At 44.0% G+C, this 26,674-nt stretch carries 26 protein-coding genes; 12 read left to right on the top strand and 14 right to left on the bottom strand.

The window, feature by feature from the left end:
- Positions 1-15: 15 nt before the first annotated feature.
- From OKIT_RS00700 to fabZ, 6 genes are read right to left on the bottom strand one after another with little or no spacing between them, the layout of a single operon-like run.
- Positions 16-984 (bottom strand): ACP S-malonyltransferase, encoded by a 969-nt coding sequence (locus OKIT_RS00700; protein ID WP_422385579.1) that lies wholly within the window; start codon positions 982-984, stop codon positions 16-18.
- On the bottom strand, positions 944-1,903 hold the full coding sequence (locus OKIT_RS00705) for a nitronate monooxygenase (RefSeq protein ID WP_007744434.1): 960 nt from the start codon (positions 1,901-1,903) through the stop codon (positions 944-946). The genes OKIT_RS00700 and OKIT_RS00705 overlap by 41 nt, the downstream gene beginning before the upstream one ends.
- 5 nt (positions 1,904-1,908) lie before the next feature.
- Positions 1,909-2,160, bottom strand: coding sequence for an acyl carrier protein (locus OKIT_RS00710; protein WP_007744436.1), 252 nt, complete (start codon positions 2,158-2,160; stop codon positions 1,909-1,911).
- 44 nt (positions 2,161-2,204) lie between these two features.
- A complete protein-coding gene (locus OKIT_RS00715; RefSeq protein ID WP_007744437.1) occupies positions 2,205-3,176 on the bottom strand; it encodes a beta-ketoacyl-ACP synthase III in 972 nt (323 codons plus the stop codon).
- A complete protein-coding gene (locus OKIT_RS00720) occupies positions 3,163-3,633 on the bottom strand; it encodes a MarR family winged helix-turn-helix transcriptional regulator (RefSeq protein ID WP_007744438.1) in 471 nt (156 codons plus the stop codon). Before OKIT_RS00720 ends, OKIT_RS00715 begins: the two co-directional genes overlap by 14 nt.
- Before the next feature lie 20 nt (positions 3,634-3,653).
- Positions 3,654-4,118 carry a 3-hydroxyacyl-ACP dehydratase FabZ gene (gene fabZ, locus OKIT_RS00725; RefSeq protein ID WP_007744439.1) on the bottom strand — a complete coding sequence of 155 codons (465 nt, stop codon included), beginning with the start codon at positions 4,116-4,118 and terminating at the stop codon, positions 3,654-3,656.
- A gap of 266 nt (positions 4,119-4,384) precedes the next feature.
- On the opposite strand from fabZ, the gene OKIT_RS00730 reads away from it, so the two are divergent.
- Positions 4,385-5,374, top strand: a complete 990-nt coding sequence (locus tag OKIT_RS00730) for a biotin--[acetyl-CoA-carboxylase] ligase (RefSeq protein WP_007744440.1) — start codon at positions 4,385-4,387, stop codon at positions 5,372-5,374.
- A complete protein-coding gene (locus OKIT_RS00735) occupies positions 5,367-5,918 on the top strand; it encodes a biotin transporter BioY (RefSeq protein WP_007744441.1) in 552 nt (183 codons plus the stop codon). Before OKIT_RS00730 ends, OKIT_RS00735 begins: the two co-directional genes overlap by 8 nt.
- A 105-nt stretch (positions 5,919-6,023) precedes the next feature.
- Here OKIT_RS00735 and OKIT_RS00740 read toward each other — a convergent pair whose 3' ends face one another.
- Entirely contained in the window at positions 6,024-6,638 is a 615-nt protein-coding gene (locus OKIT_RS00740) for a thymidine kinase (protein WP_007744443.1), read from the bottom strand.
- A gap of 48 nt (positions 6,639-6,686) precedes the next feature.
- On the opposite strand from OKIT_RS00740, the gene OKIT_RS00745 reads away from it, so the two are divergent.
- Entirely contained in the window at positions 6,687-8,048 is a 1,362-nt protein-coding gene (locus OKIT_RS00745; RefSeq protein WP_028291799.1) for a Mur ligase family protein, read from the top strand.
- Complete coding sequence (locus OKIT_RS00750) at positions 8,048-8,782, top strand: type 1 glutamine amidotransferase (RefSeq protein WP_007744445.1); 735 nt, start codon at positions 8,048-8,050, stop codon at positions 8,780-8,782. Before OKIT_RS00745 ends, OKIT_RS00750 begins: the two co-directional genes overlap by 1 nt.
- Positions 8,783-8,785: 3 nt before the next feature.
- Here OKIT_RS00750 and OKIT_RS00755 read toward each other — a convergent pair whose 3' ends face one another.
- From OKIT_RS00755 to OKIT_RS00765, 3 genes are all read right to left on the bottom strand, one after another.
- Positions 8,786-9,967 carry an MFS transporter gene (locus OKIT_RS00755; RefSeq protein ID WP_007744446.1) on the bottom strand — a complete coding sequence of 394 codons (1,182 nt, stop codon included), beginning with the start codon at positions 9,965-9,967 and terminating at the stop codon, positions 8,786-8,788.
- A 232-nt stretch (positions 9,968-10,199) separates the two neighbouring features.
- On the bottom strand, positions 10,200-11,450 hold the full coding sequence (locus tag OKIT_RS00760; protein WP_007744447.1) for a peptidoglycan bridge formation glycyltransferase FemA/FemB family protein: 1,251 nt from the start codon (positions 11,448-11,450) through the stop codon (positions 10,200-10,202).
- A gap of 90 nt (positions 11,451-11,540) precedes the next feature.
- Complete coding sequence (locus tag OKIT_RS00765; protein ID WP_007744448.1) at positions 11,541-13,466, bottom strand: sugar MFS transporter; 1,926 nt, start codon at positions 13,464-13,466, stop codon at positions 11,541-11,543.
- A gap of 215 nt (positions 13,467-13,681) precedes the next feature.
- Between OKIT_RS00765 and OKIT_RS00770 the strand changes: the two genes are divergently transcribed.
- From OKIT_RS00770 to OKIT_RS00785, 4 genes are all read left to right on the top strand, one after another.
- A complete protein-coding gene (locus OKIT_RS00770; RefSeq protein ID WP_007744449.1) occupies positions 13,682-14,695 on the top strand; it encodes a LacI family DNA-binding transcriptional regulator in 1,014 nt (337 codons plus the stop codon).
- A 175-nt stretch (positions 14,696-14,870) separates the two neighbouring features.
- On the top strand, positions 14,871-16,043 hold the full coding sequence (locus OKIT_RS00775; RefSeq protein ID WP_007744450.1) for a galactokinase: 1,173 nt from the start codon (positions 14,871-14,873) through the stop codon (positions 16,041-16,043).
- A 33-nt stretch (positions 16,044-16,076) separates the two neighbouring features.
- On the top strand, positions 16,077-17,552 hold the full coding sequence (galT, locus tag OKIT_RS00780; RefSeq protein ID WP_007744451.1) for a UDP-glucose--hexose-1-phosphate uridylyltransferase: 1,476 nt from the start codon (positions 16,077-16,079) through the stop codon (positions 17,550-17,552).
- 32 nt (positions 17,553-17,584) lie between these two features.
- On the top strand, positions 17,585-18,628 hold the full coding sequence (locus OKIT_RS00785; protein WP_007744452.1) for an aldose epimerase family protein: 1,044 nt from the start codon (positions 17,585-17,587) through the stop codon (positions 18,626-18,628).
- Positions 18,629-18,744: 116 nt separating this feature from the next.
- Here the strand turns inward: OKIT_RS00785 and OKIT_RS00790 are convergent, their stop codons facing one another.
- The 4 genes from OKIT_RS00790 to OKIT_RS00805 form a co-directional block, all read right to left on the bottom strand.
- Entirely contained in the window at positions 18,745-19,518 is a 774-nt protein-coding gene (locus tag OKIT_RS00790) for a glucose 1-dehydrogenase (protein ID WP_007744453.1), read from the bottom strand.
- A 93-nt stretch (positions 19,519-19,611) separates the two neighbouring features.
- Entirely contained in the window at positions 19,612-19,977 is a 366-nt protein-coding gene (locus OKIT_RS00795; protein WP_007744454.1) for an ArsR/SmtB family transcription factor, read from the bottom strand.
- A gap of 9 nt (positions 19,978-19,986) precedes the next feature.
- Entirely contained in the window at positions 19,987-20,583 is a 597-nt protein-coding gene (locus OKIT_RS00800) for a cadmium resistance transporter (RefSeq protein ID WP_007744457.1), read from the bottom strand.
- A 92-nt stretch (positions 20,584-20,675) separates the two neighbouring features.
- Positions 20,676-21,509, bottom strand: a complete 834-nt coding sequence (locus OKIT_RS00805) for a metallophosphoesterase (RefSeq protein WP_007744459.1) — start codon at positions 21,507-21,509, stop codon at positions 20,676-20,678.
- A gap of 340 nt (positions 21,510-21,849) precedes the next feature.
- On the opposite strand from OKIT_RS00805, the gene OKIT_RS00810 reads away from it, so the two are divergent.
- The 4 genes from OKIT_RS00810 to OKIT_RS00825 all read left to right on the top strand — a co-directional run bounded on the left by OKIT_RS00810 (position 21,850) and on the right by OKIT_RS00825 (position 26,655).
- A complete protein-coding gene (locus tag OKIT_RS00810; protein ID WP_007744461.1) occupies positions 21,850-22,935 on the top strand; it encodes a BMP family lipoprotein in 1,086 nt (361 codons plus the stop codon).
- A gap of 62 nt (positions 22,936-22,997) precedes the next feature.
- Positions 22,998-24,572, top strand: coding sequence for an ABC transporter ATP-binding protein (locus OKIT_RS00815; RefSeq protein ID WP_007744463.1), 1,575 nt, complete (start codon positions 22,998-23,000; stop codon positions 24,570-24,572).
- Positions 24,572-25,702, top strand: a complete 1,131-nt coding sequence (locus tag OKIT_RS00820) for an ABC transporter permease (RefSeq protein WP_007744466.1) — start codon at positions 24,572-24,574, stop codon at positions 25,700-25,702. Before OKIT_RS00815 ends, OKIT_RS00820 begins: the two co-directional genes overlap by 1 nt.
- On the top strand, positions 25,699-26,655 hold the full coding sequence (locus tag OKIT_RS00825) for an ABC transporter permease (protein ID WP_007744468.1): 957 nt from the start codon (positions 25,699-25,701) through the stop codon (positions 26,653-26,655). Before OKIT_RS00820 ends, OKIT_RS00825 begins: the two co-directional genes overlap by 4 nt.
- Positions 26,656-26,674 lie beyond the last annotated feature (19 nt).

Below are 26,674 nucleotides of genomic sequence, written 5' to 3' on the forward strand. Positions count from 1 at the left end.
AAAATCCTCCGAATATCAGTTTGAGACTGCTGCTAATGCTTCATCCAATGATTGCGCATCACTGACAGCCTGATAACTGTCGAGTTTGATTGTTTTTTTAGCGAAGCTCACCAAAGAATGGCCAGGACCTAATTCAATGACGTGAGTCACACCTTGACGCTGCAATTCTAATAAGCAATCTGTAAAACGGGTCGATGACACCATCTGCCGACTTAATGTCTCCTTGATTGTGTCCGCTTGAAAAGCTTGGCCTGTCGTGTTGCTGATCACATTGATCGCCATTGGCCGAAAATCAGTTTCGGCTAATTCCTGAACAAATTGATCATTAGCTGTTGCCATCAAAGGCGTATGAAAAGCACCACTGACCGGCAAATCGACGATCCGCTTGATACCGGCTTCCGTTAATTTCGAAACTGCTGCAGCCACAGCTTGTGTCTGGCCACCAATCACCGTCTGCTTGGGAAAATTATAGTTAGCCGGCTGAACAATCTGATTAGTCTCCTGCGAAATTTCTCGGCAGACGCGTTCAATTAAATCAGTATCAGTACTCATGACAGCTGCCATAGCGCCAGGAAAAGCTTCACTAGCCTGCTGCATTAAATCGGCACGTTTTTGAATCAGACGAAAAGCAGCGTCCCATTCTAATGCGCCAGCCGCTGCTAAAGCACTGTATTCTCCTAAACTCAAGCCAACTAAAGCCTGTGCTGCGGGCAATTGATTAGAGATAACTCGGTACAAGGCTGTACTCAGCGTAAAGATAGCAGGCTGAGCAAAACGCGTTTGTTCTAAACGTACATCTCCGGTCTGCCACATTTGCCAGAAATCAATGCCAGAGATCTCCGCAGCTCTTTGAAACACTTTAGAAAAAGCTGGAGAACTTTCATATAATCGGCTGTCCAAAGGGGCAATTTTGCCGCCTTGTCCGCTAAATAAATAAGCTAACTTAATTTTCTTGTCCTCCGAGCAGTGCCGCCGCCTGATCAGTCACTTCCTGCAAAATTTCAGAAGCAGGCTGGATCTTGTTGACTAATCCAGAAATTTCACCGGCCATATAGGCACCTTGTTCAGGATCGCCAGTCTGCACAGCACGCCTTAAGCTGCCGTTGCCAAGTTCTTCAACCGCTGCATAATCAGGATTATCGTTTTGTGCTTCGCCTTTTTCATTGCGGATATAATGCGTCGCCATTTTGTTTTTCAAAACACGCGCTGGATGACCAATATATTGACCAGTCACAAGTGTGTCGATGTCTTTAGCTTTTAAAACAGCTTCTTTATATAGCGGATGGATGTGACATTCTTCAGCCACAAGAAAACGTGTACCCATTTGTACACCTTGTGCACCCAGCATCATAGAAGCTGCCAAGCCGCGTCCATCACCAATACCGCCAGCAGCTATCACAGGAATATCGACTGCATCGACAACCTGCGGCACCAGAGCCATCGTTGTCATTCGGCCAATATGCCCACCGGATTCCATACCTTCAGCAATCACGGCATCAACACCTTCCCGTTCCATAATCCGAGCCATACCGGTGGATGGAACAACAGGGATAACACGAATACCCGCTTGTTGAAAAGCAGCTAAATATTCAGAGGGATTGCCAGCACCAGTTGTTACCAATGCGATTGAGTCCTTCTCTGCCAAAATCACTTCAATGACTTCTTTAACATGCGGAGAAAGCAGCATCACATTAATACCAAATGGGCGCTTGGTCAAAGACTTGGCGACCTCAATTTCGTGTCGAACCACATCAGCTGGTGCGTGGCCGGAACCAATAATTCCCATGCCGCCGGCGTTCGAAACAGCAGCTGCCAGTTTCCCATCTGCCACCCAAGCCATGCCGCCCTGAAAAATCGGATAACGCAAACCGAGTGATTTGAAAAACGGACTCAATAATTCCATCGAATTTATTCTCCCTTTTTTGCAACCAATTGCTTTGAGACAAAATCGACCAAGTCGCCAACTGTGTTCAAACCTTCTTCAACTTCGATCTTGACATCCAATTGGTCTTCGATCTCGTTCATTACTTCAAAAACATCCAAACTGTCGGCATCCAAATCGTTTTTAATGTCGGTGGTCATTTGAATTTTGTCAGCATCTTCACCAGTCTGGTCAGCGATGATGTCTTTTACTTTGTTGAATAATTCTTCTTGAGTCATGTGTTTATTTCTCCAAAATTTTTTTAATAGTAGTTGATTGATGTTTAAAAATGATAAATAATCGTGCCAACACTCAAGCCGGCACCAAAGCCGGTGAGTGTTAATAATTGATCCCGCTGAATCACGCCTTGGCGGACAAATTGATCCAGTAGCAAAGGGATACTTGCTGAGGAGGTGTTACCGAACTCGCTAACGTTGCTAAGAAAACGCTCATTAGGCTGCCCTAAAATCTGCGCTGCTTTATTCATGATCCGCTGATTAGCTTGGTGCATGAGAAAGTAATCCGAGTCATCCGGCGTCTGTTCAATTTGGTCAAAAGCCCGTCGAATAGATGCTGGGACCTGCCGCGTGGCAAATGAATATACCGCTTTGCCGTCCATTTGAAAATAAGGACTGCCCGTCTGCGGCTGCTGCCAGACCTTGGAAGCGACATAACTGCCGGCTGTCAAAGATTCGGCCTGCTCGCCATAAGTGCGCAAATCAGCCGCTAACAAACGATTTGCTTCCTGAGTTGTTTCCAACAAGACACCGGCCGCACCATCACCAAACAACACAGCGGTGCTTCGCTCCTGCCAATCGACGAGTTTGGACAAAACTTCCGAACCTATAACAACACCGTAACCCGCTGACAAGCTATTCACCAACCCTTGGGCTAGCTGTAAGGCGTAAACAAAGCCTGAACAGGCAACGTTAACATCAAATGCAAACGCATTAGTCAGTCCCATCGCAGCCGAGATCGTAGCTGCCGTTGAAGGCGCTAGACGGTCAGGACTCATCGTTGCCACAATCACATACGAAATTTCTTCGGGATGGATACCGCTGTCTTGAATCAGTTGTTTTAGAGCGCCGGCTGCCAGAGACGATGTCGTCTCATTGACTGCAATATGGCGATTAGAAATACCGGTCCGGCTTTTAATCCAGTCATCTGATGTATCCATGATCGCCGCTAGATCGTCATTGCTGACAATCTTTTCTGGCACCTGACTAGCCGTAGCAATTATTTTAATTGTCTTCATTGCTGTCGCCTTTCTCAGTCGCAATCTCTAAGAAGGACCGTAAATTCAACATAGCGCGTTCGATTAAATCAACTTGGCTGGTATCCATGTCGCCTAAGAAAGTCTCCGTCATCTGGCGATGAAAAGACTCGTGTGCGCGATAGATTAGCCGGCCGCGCCTGGTAAGGCCTAAACGAATGACACGTTGATCATCGGCAGATTGCAGCCGTACAACGTAGCCTTTTTTTACAAGCTTATCGATCGAAGCCGTCACAGTTCCTGGAGAAAGCTGCAATTTACGCGCCACAGCAGTCGTTGTCTTGTGGTCATACATCGTAATTGCATCAATTGTGTGCACTTCCTTGACTGTAATATCTTTAAAACGACTTGTGCGAAGGTACTTTTCTTCTACCTGCAGGATATCGTTATAAACTTCGATCAGCAGGCCGCTGATTCTCCTTATTTTTGGATCAGTCATACATTGCCGCCTGCGCTTTTTTAATGAACAAGTTCGTCCTTTTCCGGCGAAGCTGTCTCCTCAGGCGAAACAACGAACAAAAGCTGTGCACTCGCAATCTGTTCTGTGCCAACTGATGCTGTACAATCGACGACACCCATGTTTTCACGCACTTTGGTTAATTCAATACTAAGTTCGACCTGTTCGCCTGGAAGCAGCGAACGTACGAACCTTGCTGAGTGAATACCACCCAAGTAGGCCGTCTTATGTGCAAACTTAGGGGACTTCAGGATCAAAATCGAAGCCGCTTGAGCCAGCATCTCGATAATCAAAATATTCGGAACAGCTGTAATATCCCGCCGTCCCTGCATGAATTGTTCATTGACCGTGATATTCTTGACGGCCGTGATTGATTCATCCGGTGTAAATTTCGTGACACCATCAATCCAGGCAATCGGATATCGGTTAGGAATCAAATCAGCGATTTGTCGAGCATTTAATAACAACAGTCAACCTCCTTCAAATTTATTTCAAACATCAAAGTGTTTGTGCTTTGTATCTTAGCAACAGCTCTGCGTATTGTCAAACTTTGGCTACTTAAAAAAACGCACAAAATTCTTGTTTATGCCCAAATGAGGGCTCATAAAAGAAAAGATTACAAATTATTTTTCCTCTTAAAAACGAATAAAAGTAATTCGAACATCAAATAAATAGTTCTTGACAATGGTCAACTTATACCTGACAATTGGTTAACAAATGGGGGTGATTTTTATTGTCAACAAGTGAGACCCTGCTCGCTTTTCTCAGTCAGCATCCAGGGGAATGGCGCTCGGGAAGTGAACTGGCAACTCAATTAGCTATCAGCCGGACCGCGATTTGGAAGGCGTTTAATACGTTAAAAAATCAGGGTTACCTGATCGAAAGCAGACATGGCTTGGGATACAAATTATCAGCGGACGGCCGTCTGGACGAAAAAATTATCCGCAGTCTTTTGACAGCACCTGCCGATATTACATTGCATCTATTTGAAAGCGTCGATTCCACCAATACGCTGGCAAAAAAAATGCTGGCTGAGGGTCTAAAAAAGCCGGCGGTCATCATTGCAAACGAGCAGACCAGCGGTCATGGCCGTCGTGACCGCAATTTCTTTTCGCCTGCCAACAGCGGAATTTACATGACATTGGCCGTCCCGCTAAAACAAGGCGAAACTGTCATACCCGGCCTTTTGACAACCGCTTCAGCTGTTGCTTGCGGACGCGCCATTAAAGAAGTTTTTGGTATTCAAATTCAATACAAGTGGGTCAACGACCTCCTATTTCAGGATAAAAAATGCGGCGGGATTCTTTCTGAAGCCATCACGGACTTGGAAAGCGGTCAAATTAATGCCCTGCTGGTCGGGATCGGAATTAACGTATCGGAATCGCAGGCACCTCTACCGCCTTCTTTGAAAAACAAGGCCGGCAGTCTGGGCCAAGATGACGGTCAGCAGCGAAATGTCTTAATCGCTGCCTTGATCAATCAGTTTTTCAGATTATATGCTTCATATAAAGACACTGCATTCTTAGATGAATACCGACGTCATTCCTATATCCTGCGCCATCAGGTTGTGCTTGAATTTAATCATCAGAAAATCAGCGGCATTGCCCTGAAAATTGATGATGATGCTGAACTGGTTTTAGAAGACAGCAAGGGTCAACAGCGGCATTTTGCAGCTGGTGAAATTACAAAAGTAAATTTAAAAGAAAGGTTATATCATGGATAAATTCACCATTCAAAACAATTTAAAAAAGGTCGGGCTGGCTTTCCTATTAGCTATTTTCCTAGGATTCAGCTCGCAAATTACAATCCCATTAATTTGGGTGCCAATTACAGGCCAGACTTTAGCTGTCGGCCTAATTGCCAGTATCTTTGGCCTAAGTGTTGGTATTGAGTCTCTGTCGATCTACATTCTGTTGGGATGGTTGGGCCTGCCTGTGTTTGCTAATGCCCACGCCGGCCTGAGTGTTCTGTTAGGACCAACTGGCGGTTATATCTGGGGATTTTTAATCTACATCCTATTAGTACGTCTGATTAATCGCGACCACAATAGCTGGCAATTAGGTATTGCCAATCTATCAGCAGCCACGATTCAATTAATCATCGGTGCTGTCTGGCTCATGTTCGCCGCGCCAATGACACTGCCGGCTGCTATAGAAAACGGCATTTTGCCTTTCCTAATACCGGGATTAATCAAGATTACGATCATCTGTGGGATCACGATGCTGTCTTGGCGTTATCTACCAAAACTAAATCCAATTAATAAATAAAAAACAGGCCCCAGGGCCTGTTTTTTTAAGCTTTAACGATATTTTTACGAACCAGTATGACCACCAGCAAAATCGCAGCCATCAACAAGTCGGTCAACAGCCACTTTAATCAGCGGGCTGATCTTTTTGAGGAAACAGTTCTGCAAGCCGTTCTTTATCAGGATGGTGCCAATGCTTGCGGCAGACAGGCACGTAAGTCTCATCCCCGCCGATAAATACTTGGTCTCCAGCATACTGTGGTTTGCCATTAACAATACGCAGCTGCGTAATCGCCTTTTTGCCGCAAAAAGTACAAATCGTTTTCATCTCTTCTAATTTATCTGCGATTTCAAATAAACGCTTTGAGCCCGGGAAAAGATGATTAAAAGCGTCCTGACGCAGGCCAAAAGTCATGACAGGAATATTCAAATCATCAACAACTTCCGCCAGCTGGTCAACTTGTTCAGCGCTTAAAAACTGAGCTTCATCAATCAACACAGCCGAAATCGTATCAGTTGTCTTAGCTACTTCGTCAAAGAGGTTATCTTTTTTATGAATCGCGATCGCTTCGCGTTTTAAGCCGATGCGGCTGGCAATAATGCCGACACCCGCTCGGTCGTCAACATCAGGCGTCATCAGTAAGACTTTTTTGCCTTGTGATTCATAGTTATGGGCTACCTTCAGGATTTCGATTGTCTTGCCTGATCCCATAGCGCCGTATTCAAAAAATAGCTGTGTCATGTGTCCAATTATATCAGTGATATTTTTATGCTAGTCTATAATTTGTTTATGACTATTAGAAGCAAATTCGCCTTGTTTGCCGGATCGACAAGCTACATATTTTTACACAAAATCCTTCATCGCGGCGGCACCTCACTGCCTGGTAAAATCGCTTATCAGCTGGATCCAGCTATTTTAAAAGAATTTGCCGACAAAATCCAGACTGTGATTATCACAGGCACGAATGGTAAAACACTCACAACCGCCCTTTGCGCTCGAGTCTTATCCAAAAGCGGCCGCTTGATTATTACTAATAAATCCGGATCCAATATGATTCAAGGAATTGTTGCCACAATTATGGCTCACGCTGCTCAAATCCGCCAGGCTAATCGACAAGGGCAAAAACCCATTGCGGTTTTAGAAGTCGATGAAGCCAATGTGAAAGCGGCCGCCGAAAGTCTGCAGGCCAGTCATTTTGTCTTGACAAATATTTTTCGCGATCAGATGGATCGCTACGGCGAAATTTACACAACCTATGAAAAAATCACCGATGGTATCAATAGCAGCCCAAAAGCGGAAGTGATTGCTAACGGTGATTCTCCAATTTTCGCACGCAAACCCTATGCTAATCCCGTGACCTATTTTGGTTTTGCCGACCGCCCCGAGACTGGCGACCATCGTGCGCCAACAAACACGGACGGCATTTTGGCTCCGACCGATGATCAGGTACTGCATTACCACTATTTGACTTACGCCAATTTGGGCAGCTATTTTACGCCTGATAAAAGTTTCAAACGGCCCGATCTGAAATACGCCGTCACCAAAGTCGATTCGCTAACGCCAGCTAAATCTGATTTTGAAATTGATCAGCATGCTTTCACACTGCCTTTAGGCGGCCTCTACAATATTTATAACGCGCTGGCTGCTTATGCTTTGGGCCGTGAATTCGGGTTGACCGCTGATCAAATTTTTGCTGCTCTCAATGAAGATTCACGCATCTTTGGCCGCCAGGAACAGCTGCAAATCGGCGACCATCTTGTCACGATCGTCCTGATTAAAAATCCTGTCGGTGCTAACAGCGTCATTGACATGATGATTAGCGATCCGCAGCCCTTCAGCCTGGTGACACTGCTGAATGCCAATTATGCCGACGGTATTGATACCAGCTGGATTTTTGACGCGGAATTCGAGCGTCTGCATGAGACAAAACTGGCTAAAATTATTGTTGGCGGCCAGCGCTATAAAGACTTTAGCGTTCGTTTGAAAATGGCCGGTTTCCCCGACCAGATTGTCGAACAGGATTTTAGCAAACTGATTGACCGCATTAAAGCACTGCCGACAAAAAATGTTTACGTGGCTGCAACATATACAAGTATGCTCATGTTTCGGGCAGAATTAACCAAGGCCGGCTTGGCGAAAGGAAGCTTTTGATGGCAGATTACAAGCTTAGAATTGCGCACTTATATGGTGATTTGATGAATACATACGGTGATTACGGCAATGTGATTGCTTTGACCTACTATGCCAAACAGATTGGTGTAACTGTCGATTACGAGCTCGTCTCTCTTCACGATACTTTTAAAGCAGATGATTATGATTTCGTGCTTTTTGGCGGCGGGCAGGACTACGAAGAATCTGTGACCGCTAAAGACCTGCCTGGTAAATCAGCAGAAATTAAGACTTACATCGAACAAGGCGGGTCCTTATTAGCTGTTTGCGGCGGCTTTCAATTATTGGGCCGGACCATGGAATTTGCGGACGGCAAAGTCATCAATGGTATCGGCGTCATGTCGCATCATACTGTCAATCTGAATTCACCCGAATTAAAAGACGGCATGCGCGGCAAACGTTTAATCGGCAATATTGAAATTAAAAATAATGAAAACGGCGAAACTTACCATGGTTTTGAAAACCATCAGGGCCGCACTTTTTTGGGCGAGGGTGAAAAAGCTCTGGGCCATGTCATTTCCGGCAACGGCAATAACGGCGACGACCAGACAGAAGGCGTGATTTACAAACAAGTCTACGGCACCTATTTTCACGGCCCGATTCTGACACGCAATGGTAATTTGGCCAAGCGAATCCTTAAAAACGCACTCTCAAAACGATATCCCAAGGTTGATTGGCAAGGCAAATTAGCAGCAATCCCGACTGAGAGCTTTTAAAAATCAAGCAGCACTTTTTCGGCCAGCCAGCGTTTCCCAAAATAATAGGGCACAAAATATCAATCCCAGCAGGCCAAAAGCCATCGAAAAATTAATCATTTGGATCAGGTAACCGACCAGCGGAAACATGATAATCATCGATAAAGAAAAAAGCATACTGGCTGTGCTTAATAAGGTCGCTCGCTGACCGCTTGGAATTAATTGATTATTGTAATTGCTGAATAGCGGTTCAACAGCCGCAGCCAGCAGGTTGACGATTAAATAGAGGCCGACTAATGTCGGAATCCAATCGATCCATGTCAACAGCATACTTAAGGTCAGCAGAACACTCAGACCAAAAATTAAATGTTTTTGTGGAAAACGCCTCTGCAAATAAGGCGTCATCTGCACAGCGGCGATGTTGGTAATTGCCGAGGTCAGCATCAAAAGCGAGATTGACCAGCTGCTGAAATGATAGTCAGCCATCAAAGACTGGAAATAGTAATAGTAGCAGGTACAAATACTGGAAAATAAAGCCTCAATCATAATCAAATGCTGAAGCTGTTTTGTCTGATACAAAAATTTCGCCGATCCTTTGACAATGGACCAAATACGCGGCTGGCTTTCAGCGGCACGATCTTTTTGTCGGATGGGTTCATGCATTTTATAGGCCGTCAGGCCGGCAATGATAGCACAGGCAATTTCAATCCAATAGGTTGTCTGAAAATGCCAATGTACAAAGACAGCAGCCAACATAGCACCAATCGTACTGGCCGCCTCGATTAAAGAATTACTGACGCTAATCACATGCGGGTATCGGCCCTGGCGATCCTTTGGATCCAACGATTCGTACATCAGCGCATCGATCGTGCCGGACTGCATATTGTAAGACCAGGCACTAAAAATAAAAGAGACAGCAAAGAAAAAGAAATTGTTGGCAAAAAGCATAATGGCTGCACTAATAAAGGCCAACAGCCGGCCAAAGATGAGAATTGTTTTGTATTTGAAACGATCAGCTAAAACACCGGTCGGCAGTTCAAACATAAAACTGGCAATGTGAAAAATGCTTTCGCAGAGACCAATCTGCCATAATGACAAACCTCGCTGACCCAAATACATAACCCAGAGGCTCGTAATACCGAAATAGCTGGCAAATTGGTAGATGTAACCTTTATAGATATTTTGACGAATTATTTTATTGTCCATGCGACACTCCTAGAAGCATGTCAGGCCGACAATAAAAAGCGGTCAGCTCATCGCCAACCAACTGATCAAGTGTTTACAGTTCGGACTAACAGCAATAATTAATTATTTGCATTAAAAAAAGAGACACTTGTCCCCTTAGACGTTGAAATATTAATTATCGTGTGTTGTAGACTAATCCAAGCTGCCAAAATCACGAATCCCTTCAATAAATTAGATTCATTTTAACAAAAAATCATTTGCCGCGTAAGATTTTTTTCAAATTCTGCAAGAAAACATATCTGATTTTTTTAATGGGCAGAATAAACGCACCCATATCATCGACCATGTAGCCATTAAATCCCTTTTTAAATTCATAGACACCATCTTTGCCGGAACGATCACCCGAAACACCATAAAAATTATAGCCGGGAATCTTGGCATCAACGGCTAAATTCAGTATCTTCTCCTGAACTTGATAGGGCCCATAGAAATTCTTGAATTCGCTATTTGTGTAGCTGAACATATAACTAACTTCTTGCGGCTGAATAAAAAACAATGCACCGGCCAAATTAATCAAATGGCCTTTTTCCGCCATAATTTTCTTGGCCTGAGAAATCCGCTTGCCATGCTGCTCCATTTGACTGCGCAACTCTTTAATTTGATTGGCTTTATGGTTGTTTTGACGCTTTGCATCAGCAGCAGCCAATTTGTCAATTTGAGCTTGCAGCTGATCGATCAATTGCTGAAAATGCCCAATGTACTGATTCAATTCGATTTCGGCCACAACAAATTTCGCATTATCCTTAAAAGTCTTAAAAACACTTTCGTAATAAGCGAGCGACTTATCAGCAAAACCTAACCTCGCCGCCGTTTTACTTGTGTTTTCGTGAAATTTTGGCAACTCATCATAACCAATAAAGCGTGTCGTAACGCCGAATTCATGCGTTTTTTTAATCGAATACTGGGCCGCCTTGCTGAAACTGGCAAAAAGTGTTTTTCGATCTAATCCGGCGATATCCTTACGGTATTCATAATGAGGACTGGCAAAATTATAGCCAACTTGATCAAAAGACTGATAAATGAAGCCTAACTGTCGGTATATGGCCATGTAGCTGCTTTGATCCAGCTCAGTGACCTGTCCGTCATCGTCAATGCGCCGCAGACTCTTATTTGGAATGACACGCAGATAATAAACATGCTTTTTCTTTAAGCAGTCTTTTAAAGATTGGAAGAAAAAAATTAGCAGCTCACGGCTATTTTCGGCAGTCGGATCAATGACCGGTCCGCCCATAATCTCAGCGACACGTCCTGTTCGGCTTTTAACAATCGTAACCAAAGCCGACAAGAGAACATTTTCCCCCTCCTTGACGGCAAACAATTGTGCCTGTCTCGTATGCAAATTTTTAAAGTGATAATACTGCTCGATGCTTTGATAAAAAGACCCTTCAGGCTGAGTCTTTTCAAAACGATCAAACGATTCTGGATTCAGAATTGCAAATTCCACGTAATGACCTTCCTTTATATATTTAAGTATAAGCAATTCAAAAAAATGAACCATCAAAAAAACATCCGTCTAAGCAGATGTTTTTGAAAATTATTTTTTAGTTAACTTTAATATCAGATCATCTTTAGTGACCTGGCCGCTACTTTTCACGAGTTCAAAATGCGATAGGCTATTGGAATTCGTAATCACAACAATCACAGTATCATCGAAACCAGCTTTTTGAATGGCTGGATCCCAGAACTCAATCAGCAGATCTCCGCGTTTAACATGCTGGCCGCTTTCAAAATAATTAATAAAACCAGTACCGCGCATGTTGACCGTGCCGACTCCGATATGAATCAGACTGGCGATGCCGTCATCAGAAACCATTCCTACGGCATGCCGTGTCGAGAAAGTCGTTCGAATGATGCCGTCAAAAGGTGCATAGACTCGGCCATCATTGGGCTTGATCGCAAATCCTTCACCCATAGATCCAGAAGCAAAGGTCGGATCAGAGACATCCTTTAAAGGAACCAGTTCACCGGAAATCGGTGCATAATAGGCAAATTCACCTTCTTTTAATGCAGCAACTGGAATCCTAGCATTTTCCTTGCTGTCGCTGAAGTTTTTACCCCAGCTCTTTTCCAGTTGATCAACAATTTTGGCATGCGCCTTTTCGTCCAAAGTAACTTTCTTGAAAAACACAATTGTAGCAATGACCACGAGCAGTAAAGGCAGGCCGAACATCATGATTTTAAAGATTGTACTTCCCTGTCCTGTCACCGTATGAGAAGAAGCACCGGCTGTCATACCAGCCCAAACAGCCGTGATACCAACAACACCGTTTGAAATCGCGCCGCCTAGCTTATCCAGCAAAGGACGAACAGACAAAGTCAGGCTTTCGTCTCGATGCCCGAACTTCAATTGGCCGTATTCGACAGAATCCGTAATTGTCATCAAAACGACTAAGAAAACCAAAGGCTGCGGAATAAAGAAGAGTTCAGCACCGATCAGAACCAGCAGCAGAGAATTGCCAGCCATCGTAAACACAGCAATACCAACAACCAAGACAGCGATCGAAATGAAGAAGACATTTCGACGATTAAACTTTTGAGCCAGCGGCGGGAACAATAAGACGGCCAGCAAGCCAATGAAGGTGTTTAACGTAGCTAGAATTGAAAACTGGCTGGCATTGCCCAAGATATAGGTAAAGTAATACAGTTCCAGAGCATTTGTAATCTGAATACCAGTCGCATAAAAGGCATAAGACAAAGACAGCCACATTAATTGGTCATTGCGTGTCAAGACATGCAGAACATCCTTCAATGACGTCTTCTCTTTGTTCTTACGCAGATCAGAATCAATTTCTTTTGTTCCTAAACCAACAGCAATAGCCGAGATCCAAGAGATCAAACCAATAATCAACGCAAAAGCAAACCAGCCGCGATTGTCTCCCTGCCCATTATTGCTGCTCAAAGAAAAGAACAACACAATCGGCATCACAATTACACCAACAATATTCTGCCCGATCGTCGAACCAACACGAGCAAATGTTGCTGTCTTTTCCCGTTCGCGGGAATCAAATGACAAAGCCGGAATCATTGACCAAAAGCCGATATCCTTAAAGGAATAAAACACGTCCATCGTAATATACAGAACGGCAAAAATAATTAAATACAAGATCGGATTAGAAATATTCAATCCACCAAGATTAGTAAACAATAATGTTAGTGCAATCGAACCAACGGTACCACCAACAACAACCCAGGGCTTGAATTTACCCCAACGCGTTGTCGTGTTATCAATTGTATTTCCAATAAAGGGATCAATTGCCAGTTCGATAAAACGCAGCACCATAATAATCAGCGTAATATAGCCGATCATGCGGGCACCAGATGCACCGCTTTCCTTATCAAATAGATGCGATGTCACAAACATAATGAAATAGGTCGACAAAGTCGCATAAAACATGTCATGGCCAAAAGCACCAAAAGAATAAGACAGCCGCGAAGTTACTGTCTTCTTTGTTTTTTCCATAAAACTAAACTCTCCTTAATCCAGGTTATATTGCCAAACATTCTCAGGGATAGAACCTGCACATTATAGTAAGCGCTTCCAAAATAAATGTCAAGTTTTTTACTAAATGTTTATTAAAAATTTTCTAAACAGCAGCTACCAGCTGAAAAAATCACTCATTTTTATGCAGTGTAAGTAAAGCGCTAACAAAAATATTACAATGAGTTTAACTAACTATGGCAGTAACGATTAAAGAAATTGCAAAATTGGCATCCGTGTCTCCAGGAACTGTTTCTCGGATCTTAAATTCCGATCCGACTTTATCTGTGACCGAAAGTACACGCAAGCGCGTCAAACAAATCGCAGGCAAGCTGAATTATGAAAATAATCGCGAACAGAGAAGGAAAAATATTGCCACGATTGCGGTCGTTACCAGCATGTCCGAACAAAGAGAAGTCGATGACCCTTATTGGCGCAGCGTTCATCAGGGCATTAAGCAGGCCGCCAAACAAAGCAGAGCCACAATCGCAGGCATTTTTCGCTTGACTGATGGCCTGCATGGCGTTGATTTAAGCCAATATTCGGCCGTCATTGTAACCGGTGATCTATCCATTTCTGCCATTAGGCAAATCAAGAAAATAAACACGAATCTGGTTCTTGTTGATTCCCGAGACCGATTAGCCGATATCGATTCCGTCAACCCGGATTTAGCAGAAATGACCGAAAGAATTTTAAACGAATTCAAACAAAGCGGCCGCCAACACGTTGCCTTTATCGGCGGTATCAACGAACGAATTGATCTGGATGGTAAAATCAAAAGCCGCAGTAAAGATCCACGGACACTTGCTTATGAAAAATGGATGTCCCAAAAACAGCTTGAGAGTAGTGAAATACTAGGCAGCTGGTCGTCAGCTGCCGGTGTGGATGCAGTTAAAGTTCTGCTTCAGCAAAAGAAACCTTGTGATGCCTTATTAGTTGCGTCAGATGTGATTGCGATCGGTGCCATGAAAGCACTGCAGGAAAATGGCATTGTTATCGGAAAAGATTTGGCCTTGGCCAGCTTTGATGACTTAGATACAGCTGCCTATTTGAACCCTTCTTTGACCAGCGTGAACCTGCCTCAACACGCATTGGGTGCCAGTGCTGTCAGCCAAGCTATTGAGCTTTCCCAAAGCAGCCGCACTTGGACTAAGTGGGTAACCATCCCCAGCCGGCTTGTTTATCGCGAATCTTTTCAAAAAAATTGGTAAGCGCTTTCTTATGGCTTGCTTTTGTGGTAAACTACTTTTCGGATTTACTAAATGTTTACAAAAAACATCTATCTCGGCAGCCGAGGCGAGCTGAGTAGGCAGTTAGATAAATCACACCTGCAAACACGCATTGTTAGAAAGTATTGATTTCGAGACGAAATTTGGAGTTTTATTCATGACGGATATTTATACAAAATTAGAGACTATTTTTCAAGAAAAGTTTTCAGCTAAACCAGAGCGGCGTTTTTTCTCGCCTGGACGGATTAATTTGATCGGCGAACATACGGATTATAATGGCGGACATGTTTTTCCAGCTGCAATTACATTGGGTACTTATGGTGTTGCATCCAAAAGACAAGATCAGACAGTCCGCCTCTATTCGGGCAATTTTGAAGAACAAGGTGTTGTTAGTTTTGATTTGGATAAGATACAAAAAAGTCCTAACAACAGCTGGGACAATTACGTTAAAGGCATGATTCTCGCTTTGGAAAAGGAAGGTTTCCACATTCCTAATGGTTTTGACTTGGCCATCGAAGGCAATCTGCCGAATTCTTCGGGCTTGTCATCATCAGCTTCACTGGAGCTATTAATCGGCGTTGTTTTAGAAGACTTATTTGATCTGAAAACCACACGTTTGCAATTAGTTCAAGCTGGCCAACGGGCTGAGAATGACTTCATTGGCGTCAACTCAGGTATCATGGATCAGTTTGCCATCGGCTTTGGCAAAAAAGACCAGGCAATTTTCTTGGACACAAATACACTGGACTACGAACTCGTCCCAGCTAAATTCGGTGATAATGTGATTTTGATCATGAACACAAATAAGCAGCGCAAATTGGCGGATTCTAAATATAATGAGCGCCGCCAGCAATGCGAAGAAGCCCTCAAGAGGCTGCAGAGCAAGTTGGATATCAAATCCTTGGGCGAATTAAGCATCAGCGAATTCGATAAAAATACAGATCTCATCGCGGATGGTACCTTGATCAAGCGCGCACGCCATGCCGTTTACGAAAATCAGCGGACATTATTGGCTAAAGACGCACTGACAAATGGTGATTTGAAACAGTTCGGCCAGTTAATGAACCGCTCTCATAAGTCTTTGAAGGACGATTACGCAGTTACAGGGGATGAACTGGACACATTGGCCGAAACAGCTCAGCAGCAGGAAGGCGTTTTGGGTGCTCGTATGATTGGCGCTGGATTTGGCGGCTGTGCGATTGCACTTGTTGACAAAGATAAAGTGGACCAAGTCAAACAAGTTGTTGGCGACCGTTACTTTAAGAAATTCGGTTACCGTGCTGGTTTCTATGTCGCAAAAATCGGTGACGGTTCAAAAGCAGTAGATTAAAACAATATTTATATTTTATATGGAGGATTTTTAATGACGCAGAATTTAGCGGAGACTTTTGCGGATTTGGTTATCGGCTGCGGCCGTACTTATTCAGCGATGGATAAATTATATTTAGTCAATCGGATTTATGCTTTAAGCGGCGAAGAACATCAAGATTTTCCAGCCGGCATTTCTGACAAAGATATTCTACAGGTACGCGACCACTTGTTGCAGACAGCCGTTGCAAACGGAAAAATTGAAGACTCGTTAACAGACAAAGAAATTTTAGGGTCCGAATTAATGGCTTTGACAGTTCCAAAGCCCAGCACGGTTAATCACATTTTCTGGGAAAAATATAAACAATCACCCAACACAGCTACGGATTATTTCTTTAATTTGTCCAAGGCCAGCGATTACATCAAAACTAAAGCAATTGCCAAAAATATCGCTTTTCAGACAAAAACAGATTATGGCAATTTGGAAATTACAATCAATTTATCCAAACCGGAAAAAGATCCTAAAGCCATTGCTGCAGCCGGCAGACAAGCTTCGACCAGCTACCCGCTGTGCCAGTTATGTATGGAAAACGAAGGCTATTCAGGCCGTCTGGGCTACCCGGCTCGTGCTGAACACCGAATCGTGCGTCTGCCGTTAAATCACGAAACTTGGGGTTTTCAATATTCGCCTTATGCTTATTTCAATGAACACGCAATCTTTATCGCGCCAGTACACCGCCCCATGCATATTGATGCCGTCACGATCAATAACCTCTTGTCGATTGTGACAAAGTTCCCTGAATATACAGTCGGCTCCAATGCTGATCTGCCGATTGTCGGCGGGTCGATTTTAAGCCACGACCATTATCAAGGCGGCCGGCACGAATTTCCTATGGCCAAAGCAGCAGTTGAAAAGACTTTTGCCCTGGCGGGCTTTCCTGATGTTTCAGCCGGCATTGTCAAATGGCCAATGTCTGTGATCCGCCTTGCTGGTAAAGATCAAGACGATCTTGTCAAAGCGGCAGCGCATATTTTGGACAGCTGGCGGCACTATTCTGATGAGTCTGTTGATGTGCGTGCAGAAAGCCAAGGCGTCAGGCACCACACAGTGACACCAATCGCCCGCTTTAGAGATAATCAATTTGAATTAGATCTAGTTCTGCGCGACAATCAGACATCCAGCCAGTACCCTGATGGTATTTTCCATCCGCATCAAGATGTCCAGCATATTAAAAAGGAAAATATCGGCCTGATCGAAGTCATGGGATTAGCTATCTTGCCGGCACGTCTGAAGACCGAATTGGCCGAAGTGGTTAAATTTGTGCTCGGCCAAGACAATCAGATGGCCGATTACCACCGTCCTTGGGCTGAAAAACTGAAGGCTGATTTTACCGGTAAGGCCCAGGAAGCAGATGATTACGTTTTGCAGGCGACGGGGCGTGTCTTTGCCCGGGTTCTGGAAGATGCCGGCGTTTTCAAACGCAATGCAGAAGGTCAAGAAGCTTTTGACCGTTTTATTAAACAACTTTAAAACGAAATCAGTATCTTAAAAAGGAGGCCAGCATGATTTTTCGTCAAGATGCTTTTGGTAGATATGGTAAGCAGAAAGTGACTCGTTATACGCTGGTTAATCAGCATGGAACTAAAATTTCCGTCCTGAATTACGCCGGCATTTTGCAAGAATTTTCTGTCCTCGATGACGGTAAACGGCAACAGCTGCTGCTAAAGTCGGATGATTTAAGCAACTATACCGATAATGACCTTTATCTCAATCATATTGTCGGGCGTACCGCTGGCCGTATTAAGGATGCCTCATTTAAATTGAACGGCCAGGATGTTTCTCTGTTGGAGAATGAAAACGGCAATTCACTGCATGGCGGGCCGCAAGGCTTCTCTTTTCAATTCTTCCAAGTCGACCAGGCAGACGATCGCGGCAAGATTGTTTTATCCAAACAGATGACCGCCGCTGAAGACGGTTTTCCTGGTGATTTACTATTGACAGTCAGTTATGAATTAAGCGAGGATGATCGTTTAACAGTCACCTTCACAGGTCAACAGACAGGTACCGACGGGGTCTTCAATCCAACACTGCATACCTATTTCAATCTAGCTGACGATGAGGTTGGTGATATCACAGGACACGATCTATGGCTGAACAGTCATCAGCACTTGGCCTTTGATGCAAGCAAAGCCCCTGATGGCCGTTTGATCGATAATCAAGGCCCCTTTGATCTAAAAAATCAGCCGGATTTAGGCAAAGCACTGGAACAGTTAAAAAAGATGACCGCCGAAGGCGGGTTTGATGACGTCTTTTTGCTGGATCAGGCCCATCGCGTTGATACCGATCCTGCCGCTGTCATCACGGACCGCAGCAGCGGCAGACAGGTGCGCCTCTATTCGACAAGAAATGCTATTGTGGCCTATTCAGCCGATGCAATTGATCGGGCGCTGACCTTTAATCACGGCGCTGCTCATCCTTGGACTGCAATGGCATTGGAGGCTCAAACCGCACCAAACAGTGAAAATATCCCCAGCTTAGGTGATGTTGTCATTAGGGCCGGAAGTACACAGACTGTAAGTATCGATTACCAATATCGTCATTTATAAAGACATGAGTGATAAAGCCCCTTTTTTGAGAGGGGCTTTTTAATTAAAAAAGCTTATTATCCGAAAACTCAGGTAATAAGCTTTTAATATACATATAAAGAACAAGAGCAGGAAAATTAAGAAAACTTGATGCCGCCATCAACAGCAATGGACTGACCAGTAATATAATCACTTTCATCACTTGTCAGGAAACTAACCAGTTTGGCAACATCTTCAGGCTCCTCGCCGCGTCCCAAAAGAATGCCGTCAATAAAGGCTTGGCGTGTCGACCCCAATGGCACATTCTTGCGCTCCGAGAAACGCTGGTCAATTTCATCCCACATTGGTGTCAAAACAATACCAGGGTTATAAGCATTCACACGAATCTTATCAACGGCTAATTCCTTAGCAGCTGCTTGTACAAGACCGCGTGTAGCAAACTTGGTTGCTGAATAAATGCCCAGCATCTCAAAACCTTCCATACCAGCAATCGATGATGCCAATACGATTGAACCACCATCACCGGATTTGCGCATCAGACGCGGTGCTGTCTGCAAAGCCCAAATTTGCGACTTCAAGTTAATATTAATGACGTTGTCCACAGCCTCAGCTGGGGTTTCTTCGATGTTGTCAACCCAGTCAATTCCGGCATTGGCAACAAAAACATCCAGACGGCCGAATTTGTCTTCAGCGGTTTTGATCAAAGCTTCATTTACATCACGATGAGAAACATCCCCGGCAAAGGTAACGGCTTCCCCGCCGGCTGTTTTGATCTCACCAGCGACCTTATCCAATTTCGATTGTGTCCGGCCGTTAATAATCACAGCATATCCGTCATGCGACAGGCGCTTTGCGATTCCTTCGCCGATTCCTTGTCCGCCACCAGTAATAATTGCTACTTTTTTCGTCATTTCGCTCACACATCCTTTGTTTTGAAATTCACAAGTATTATTGTACAACTTTTTTGGAAAACGGTTACCATTTTAATCGCCAAACAGAAAAATTTATTCTTTTTCGACGTGAAAACAATCTGGAAGGTGTTTGCCGGCATGATCTTCGCCCAACAGCAGATGATCCACATGCCCCAAAAGCTGATTCAATGTATCAACAATATGCGGGTCATCCAATTCATAATAGACAGATTTTCCGATCCGCTCTTGGCTGATTAATTGATAGGCACGCAATTTCTGCAACTGATGAGAAACAGTGGACTGTTCTGACCCCAATGCGGCAACCAGTTCGCCAACATTCAACCGATCCTGCTCCAACAAATTCAAGATCTGGATTCGTGTTGGGTTGGCCAGCACTTTAGCAATTTTGGCCGCTTCATCCAGCTTTGCCTGATGGATTAATTTCAAACTTTCCGACATAGCTTCATTTTAAAGCATTAACAGAAAATGCTGAATTGTCCCCGATTCCCACATAATCGATGCACCAAGGAGAACATAAACAATTAATTGGAAAAGATCAGCATATGAATTTAAAAAACCGCGAATCAAAGGAAACTTCGTAATTTTCAAAGCAGTGAAAGATACAGCAGAGAGTATCAGCAAAAAGACAATCAAGATCACCGGCAGATAACTAAAATCCACACTAGCAAAAAAAGGAATGTAAATTGCGAGATTGTCGGCACTGCAAGTTGTCAAAGTCATCAGCACAACATCGCGGATTAAATGGGCATCAGAAGCTTTAGCTTTAGCAGTTTCATCTTCTTTTGAAAAGAAAGTCTTCAAGCCGACAGTAATCGGAAACAATCCTAATAAACCTAAAATCCAGCTTTCGGGAATAAATTTCAACAAATAAGCAAGCAGCAAGCTCATCACGATCAAAATACCATTGCCAATCAATTCACCAAAAAAGATCCGTCGATGGCAGCGGCTTTTTTGATGTTTCCCAAAAATTGCCAGTAAGACGATAAAATAATCTGATGTTGTCCCAAAATAAGAAAGCAAGGCACCTGATAAGACTGTAAGCATGATCCGCCTCTGATTAACATATGACTAACTATTCATATGTATATATGCTCATATTAGCATATGAAAAGTAAATAAAAAAGCCTTTCGGCTAATTAAGCAACTAAGCGTGTCCGGCGGATTTCGCTGCCATCTTTTGCTAAGATCAAAACATTCAAAGCTGCCTCTATCGAAGCGGAATGCGATCCACCGTCAATGTCATAACGGACACGATCGCTATCATCGTGCTGCATGGCTGCGATCGGGTTGCGGCTGTTGCCAGTCAGCAGAAAAGTCGGTGTATGTCCCGTCACAATCACTTTATCTGTCTGATTACGATGCCAGACAGAATCAACCGTTCCTCTTTTTTTAGGATCTTCCAGATACGCCTTCATGCCGCTGCTAAAAAGATAAGGTTCGCGAATCCAGATCAAGTCCTCGATGGCAGTGTCGTGATAATCCTGTTTGCTCCAATCAAGGCCCGCATGGACAAACAAACGCTGCTGGTCTTCGATGCCATATGGAATTCTATCCAAAAAATCAATATAATGTGCGTATTTCTCGTTCAGTTCTTCTTTGGTCAGCTCTATATTAATATCGTTGGGCGTCAAGCCGAGACGTTCCTGACTGCCTAAAATACCGTTCCTGCCCCAATTAAAAAACTTATCCGAATCCCCAAGTGCTGTGCCATACAGCATATCGTCATGATTGCCGTGAATAGCCAGCGCGCCATGATGTTCAACCTGGTCCATGATGAAGTCAATGACCTTGATCGGTTCATGTAAATTATCGCCGTTGCTGTCGGTGTAATCACCGAGGAAAATGAGCGTATAGCCATCCTGGCCAAATTCCGGCAGCTGGGTTATTTTTTTTAATGCCTGCCAATTCTCATGAATATCAGAGACTAAAATTGTTTTGTCGAGTTCGTTATGCCTTTCAAATTTATTCATTAAGAATATTTTAATATTCTGCGTTATCTTTTTCCGAACTTTTTAGAATTGTCAAAGCTTTTACATCTCTCTTTTCAAATTTTTTACTCATAGCAAGGCCGAATCAGACATTTCTTGGGCCGGCAAATAACCGCTATACAGCAATGGTTTTCAGTACTTTTTATCATCTATAAAAAAGATTGGATTTTTTGGAAAAAAAGACAAAAAAAATAACGTTCGTGTATTTTTGGGCTATTCTACATTTAAGCTAATTGATAACGCGTTTAGGGTGGTAATCCGAATATTTTTGGACAAAACGCTATTAGTGTGAAGATTTAGCAAAAAAGTTTAGGAGAGTTTTATGAATCGTTTTCGTTGGACTATTGTTGGAATAGTCGTCGTAATCATCGCAGCGGTTGGTGTTTACTTTGGCGTGAATAACGGCAAATCAGGCACTAACAACGCAGCTGGAAAGAGATCGGTTGCTATTATCACTGATACCGGTGGTATTGATGATCACTCATTTAACCAGTCTGCATGGGAAGGATTGCAGAAATATGGTAAGAGTGCAGGTTTATCCAGAGGAAATGGCGGATATAACTATTTCCAGAGTAATGATGAATCTGATTATAGGCCAAATATTAACTCAGCCGTTCAGGCTAAGTTCAATACCATTATCGGAATTGGTTTCTCTTTGGAAACAGTTATTAAGCAGTCTGCTCAACAAAACCCCAAAGTTAACTATGCCATCATCGATGATGTCATTCCAAATGTTAAAAACGTCGTTTCAGTAACATTCCAGACCGAACAGTCTTCATACCTGGCCGGTGTGGCAGCAGCAACAGCTTCAAAGACTCAAAAGATCGGCTTTATCGGTGGTGTTAAGGGTGACGTCATCGATACGTTCCAGGCCGGTTATGTTGCAGGTGCTAAGTCTGTCAACAAAAATATCCGTATTGATGTTCAATATGCGAACTCGTTCGCAAATGCAGCCCAAGGCCGTACGATCGCTTCTGCAATGTACGCCAATGGTGATGATGTGATCTTTACAGCTGCCGGTGGTACTGGTAACGGTGTCTTTGCTGAAGCGAAAGCTTTGAACCAGAGAAACACAGCAGCTAATAAAGTTTGGGTCATCGGTGTTGACCGTGACCAAAAGGCCGATGGCGCTTACACCGACAAAAACGGTAGCAAGTCGAATTTCACTTTGGCTTCAGCTGTTAAGGAAGTCGGACAGTCCGTTATCGATATTGCAAAGCAAGCACAAAACGGCAAGTTCCCTGGTGGCAAAGTTGTTACCTTCGGTTTCAAGCAGAATGGTGTTTATCTAGCAAGAGATTCAATGAGTGCCAACGTTTGGCAAGCTGTCCAAGCACAGCAGAAGCGGATCGAATCAGGTGCAATTAAGGTACCTGTTCATCCAAAGTCTTACGCTTCGGTACAATAAGATTAATCCTGCTCATCGCTTAATGGCGGTGAGCCTACATATTGGGGAGACACGAGGAAAGCATGGTAAATCAAACCCAGCAGGACATTCCTGCAATCGAAATGAAGCACATTGTCAAAAAATTCGGCGATTTCGCGGCCAATGATGATATCAACCTTGATGTGAGAGCAGGCGAAATTCACGCTTTGCTTGGCGAAAACGGTGCTGGAAAGTCTACGTTAATGAATATCTTGTCAGGTCTGCTGCAGCCGACCTCTGGCGAGATTTTTTTGCGCGGTAAAAAAATCACCATCAAAGATCCGGCGGCGGCGGCCAAACTCGGTATTGGTATGGTCCACCAGCATTTTATGCTGGTTGATGCCTTCACAGTCGCCGAAAACATTATCCTTGGTGCTGAGACAACTAAGGGCATGTCCTTGGATTTAAAAGCAGCCAAGAAAAGAATTCAAGAGCTCGTTGACAAATATAAGCTGGCTGTCGATCCAGAAGCTTTAACAGCCGATATTTCAGTCGGCCAGCAGCAGCGTGTTGAAATTCTCAAAACACTCTATCGTCAAGCCGATGTCCTAATTTTTGACGAACCTACTGCCGTTTTGACTCCGCAAGAAATTCAGGAATTAATTGCGATTATGAAAAATCTGGCAGCCGAAGGCAAGGCAATTATTCTGATCACACATAAGCTGGAAGAAATCAGACAGGCCGCCGATCGCGTGACAGTCATTCGTGCCGGTAAATCTTATGAGACCTTTGATGCAAAAAATGTTTCTGCTGTCACATTGGCTGAAAAAATGGTTGGCCGCAAAGTCTCCTTTACGACAGAAAAAAAGCCGGCCCAAGTTGGCAAAAGCATTCTTGATATTGAACATCTAACTGTTCAAAACGCTGAAGGCGTCACCAAAGTCAACGACTTATCTCTGGATATCCATGCGGGTGAAATCATTGGTGTTGCGGGCATCGATGGTAATGGTCAAACAGAGTTGGTTCAAGCAATTACAGGCCTGACTCATATACAATCCGGTAAGGTCACACTGGATGGCAAAGACATTACGAATAAATCTCCTCGGAAAATTATTCAATCCGGTACCGCGCATATTCCTGAAGATCGTTTACGCCACGGTCTGGAAGTCAACATGTCTCTTGCTTACAACATGGTCATCCAAAATTATTATGAGTCGCCTTATGCCAAAATGGGCGTCCTCCAATGGAAAGCTATCGCAGACCATGCACGCAAACTAGTCGATCAATTCGATGTGAAAATTACTTCTATTGAAGAACCAGCTGGGGCTCTTTCTGGCGGTAATCAGCAAAAAGCCGTTTTAGCTCGTGAATTATCCAGAAAATCAAAGATTGTCATCGCCGCTCAGCCAACTCGTGGACTAGATGTCGGTGCGATTGAATATATTCATAAACAGCTCGTTTCACAAAGAGATCTTGGTAAAGCTGTTTTGCTGGTCAGCTTCGAACTTGATGAAATCTTAGATTTAGCTGATAAAATCGCCGTTATTTCGTCCGGCAAAATTATCGGTACCGTTGATGCCAAAGAGACAAGTAAGGAAGAACTGGGCCTTATGATGACGGGCATGAGCCTGCAAAAAGCAAGACAGGAACTATCAGCAACCAAAGCGGAGGCCAAATAATGACACAAACTAACAACAAAGCATTGATTGCGGTTCTATCTGTTGTTTTCGGATTAGTTGCCGGTGCCATCATTATGCTGATCTTCGGCTACAATCCCTTCAGTGGATATGGGTCTTTAATTGCAACAGCCTTTGGTACGCCACAAAATATCGGTGAAATTTTCTCACAGATGACGCCGCTTATTTTGACCGGTTTATCCTTTTTAGTTGCGCAACAGGCTGGTTTTTTCAACATTGGTATGTCCGGCCAGCTCTACGCCGCTTGGGTAGGGAGCGTTTGGTTTGCACTAACCTTCCCACAATTACCAAATTTCTTGATTATTATCGGCGCAACCCTATTCGGTGTGATACTTGGCGGCATTTCTGGCTTGATTCCGGGCTACCTGCGTGCGAAATTCGGTGCATCTGAAGTCATTATTACGATTATGCTGAACTACGTTATTCTCTACCTTGGCAATAGCGCAATCACATCTTTTCCAAAGGCCATCAGACAGACAACTGATTCGACTAACCAAGTCGGTGATCATGGCAGCATTGCAATGAAGTGGCTGTCGGATTTAACCAATCAATCCTCCATTTCTGCAGGTATCTTTATCGCCGTGATCGTGACAATCCTAGTCTGGTTCATCATGAAAAAAACAACCTTTGGTTTCTCAATTGAAGCTGTTGGTAAAAACGCTGACGCGGCCAAGTATGCTGGCATTAACGAAAAAGCAACACAGATCTGGGCAATGACACTGTCTGGCGCCTTAGCCGGTTTGGGCGGTGTGACTGAAGGCTTGGGCCATTATGGCAACGTCTTTGTTCAAAACTCGACACCAGAGACAGGCTTTAACGGCATGGCGGTTGCTCTGTTAGGATCCGGTTCCTTTATCGGTGTCATCCTGGCAGCGGCTTTATTCTCAGCCCTGACAGTTGGCGGTTCCGGTATGCCTAACATCTCGGGTGTGCCAACCGAACTCGTTTCGATTGTCATCGCCTTGATTATTTTCTTTGTTGGTTCCAGCTATTTGATTCAGCTCCTGATTAAAAAGATCAAGGCAGCTGATGCAGCCTCTGCCGGTTCTGGAAAAGGTCCTAAGGGTAAAAAACCTAAGAAAACAAACCAGACTGAGGAGGCACAAGCATGAATATCCTATCAATTTTGGCCTTGCTAATTAGTACCACCATCATCTACTCGGCTCCTTTGGCTTTTACAGCAATCGGCGGGACTTTTTCTGAAAGAGGCGGCGTGGTCAACGTTGGCCTTGAAGGCATTATGACCATGGGTGCTTTCAGTTCGATTGTTTTCAACTTGTCTTTTGGCAATAGTCTTGGGCAATTAACACCTTGGCTGGGTTTGGTAGTTGGTGCCATTGTCGGTTTGGCTATTGCTTGGCTGCATGCTCTTGCCACAGTTACTTTGCGTGCGGACCATATCGTTTCCGGTACGGTTATCAATCTGATTGCGCCGGCCTTGGGTGTCTTTTTAATCAAGGTTATCTATGGCAAAGGACAGACAGACCAGATTAGCCAGAGTTTTGGTTATTCCGATATTCCTTTGCTGGATCGCATTCCGATTCTAGGCCGCCTTTTCTTCCATAACACAAGCTATCCAGCCCTGCTTTCTATCTTGGTTGCTTTCTTAACTTTTTACATCATCTATAAAACACGTTTCGGCTTGCGACTCAGGTCAGTCGGTGAAAATCCTCAGGCTGCTGATACTTTGGGCCTGAACGTTGCCCGGCTGCGTTACGAAGGGGTTCTGATTTCCGGCCTGCTTGGCGGTATTGGCGGTGCCCTTTACGCCGAATCGATTGCGCTGAACTTTGCCGTTTCAACGATTGCTGGTCAAGGATTTATTTCGATGGCTGCGATGATTTTTGGCCGCTGGAATCCGATTGGTGCCATGCTTGCAGCGATGTTCTTCGGCCTATCACAGTCCTTATCGGTTATCGGCGCACAAATTCCTTTAATCAATCAGGTACCGTCGGTCTGGCTGCAGATTTTCCCTTACGTGCTAACAATCATCATCTTGACAATCTTCTTTGGTAAGACGCGAGCACCAAAGGCAGATGGTGTTAATTACATCAAATCCGAATAAAACAAAAGCGGTTTTCCTA

Origin of the sequence: Oenococcus kitaharae DSM 17330 (genome assembly GCF_000241055.1) — a bacterium.
In the GTDB taxonomy this organism is placed as follows: domain Bacteria; phylum Bacillota; class Bacilli; order Lactobacillales; family Lactobacillaceae; genus Oenococcus; species Oenococcus kitaharae.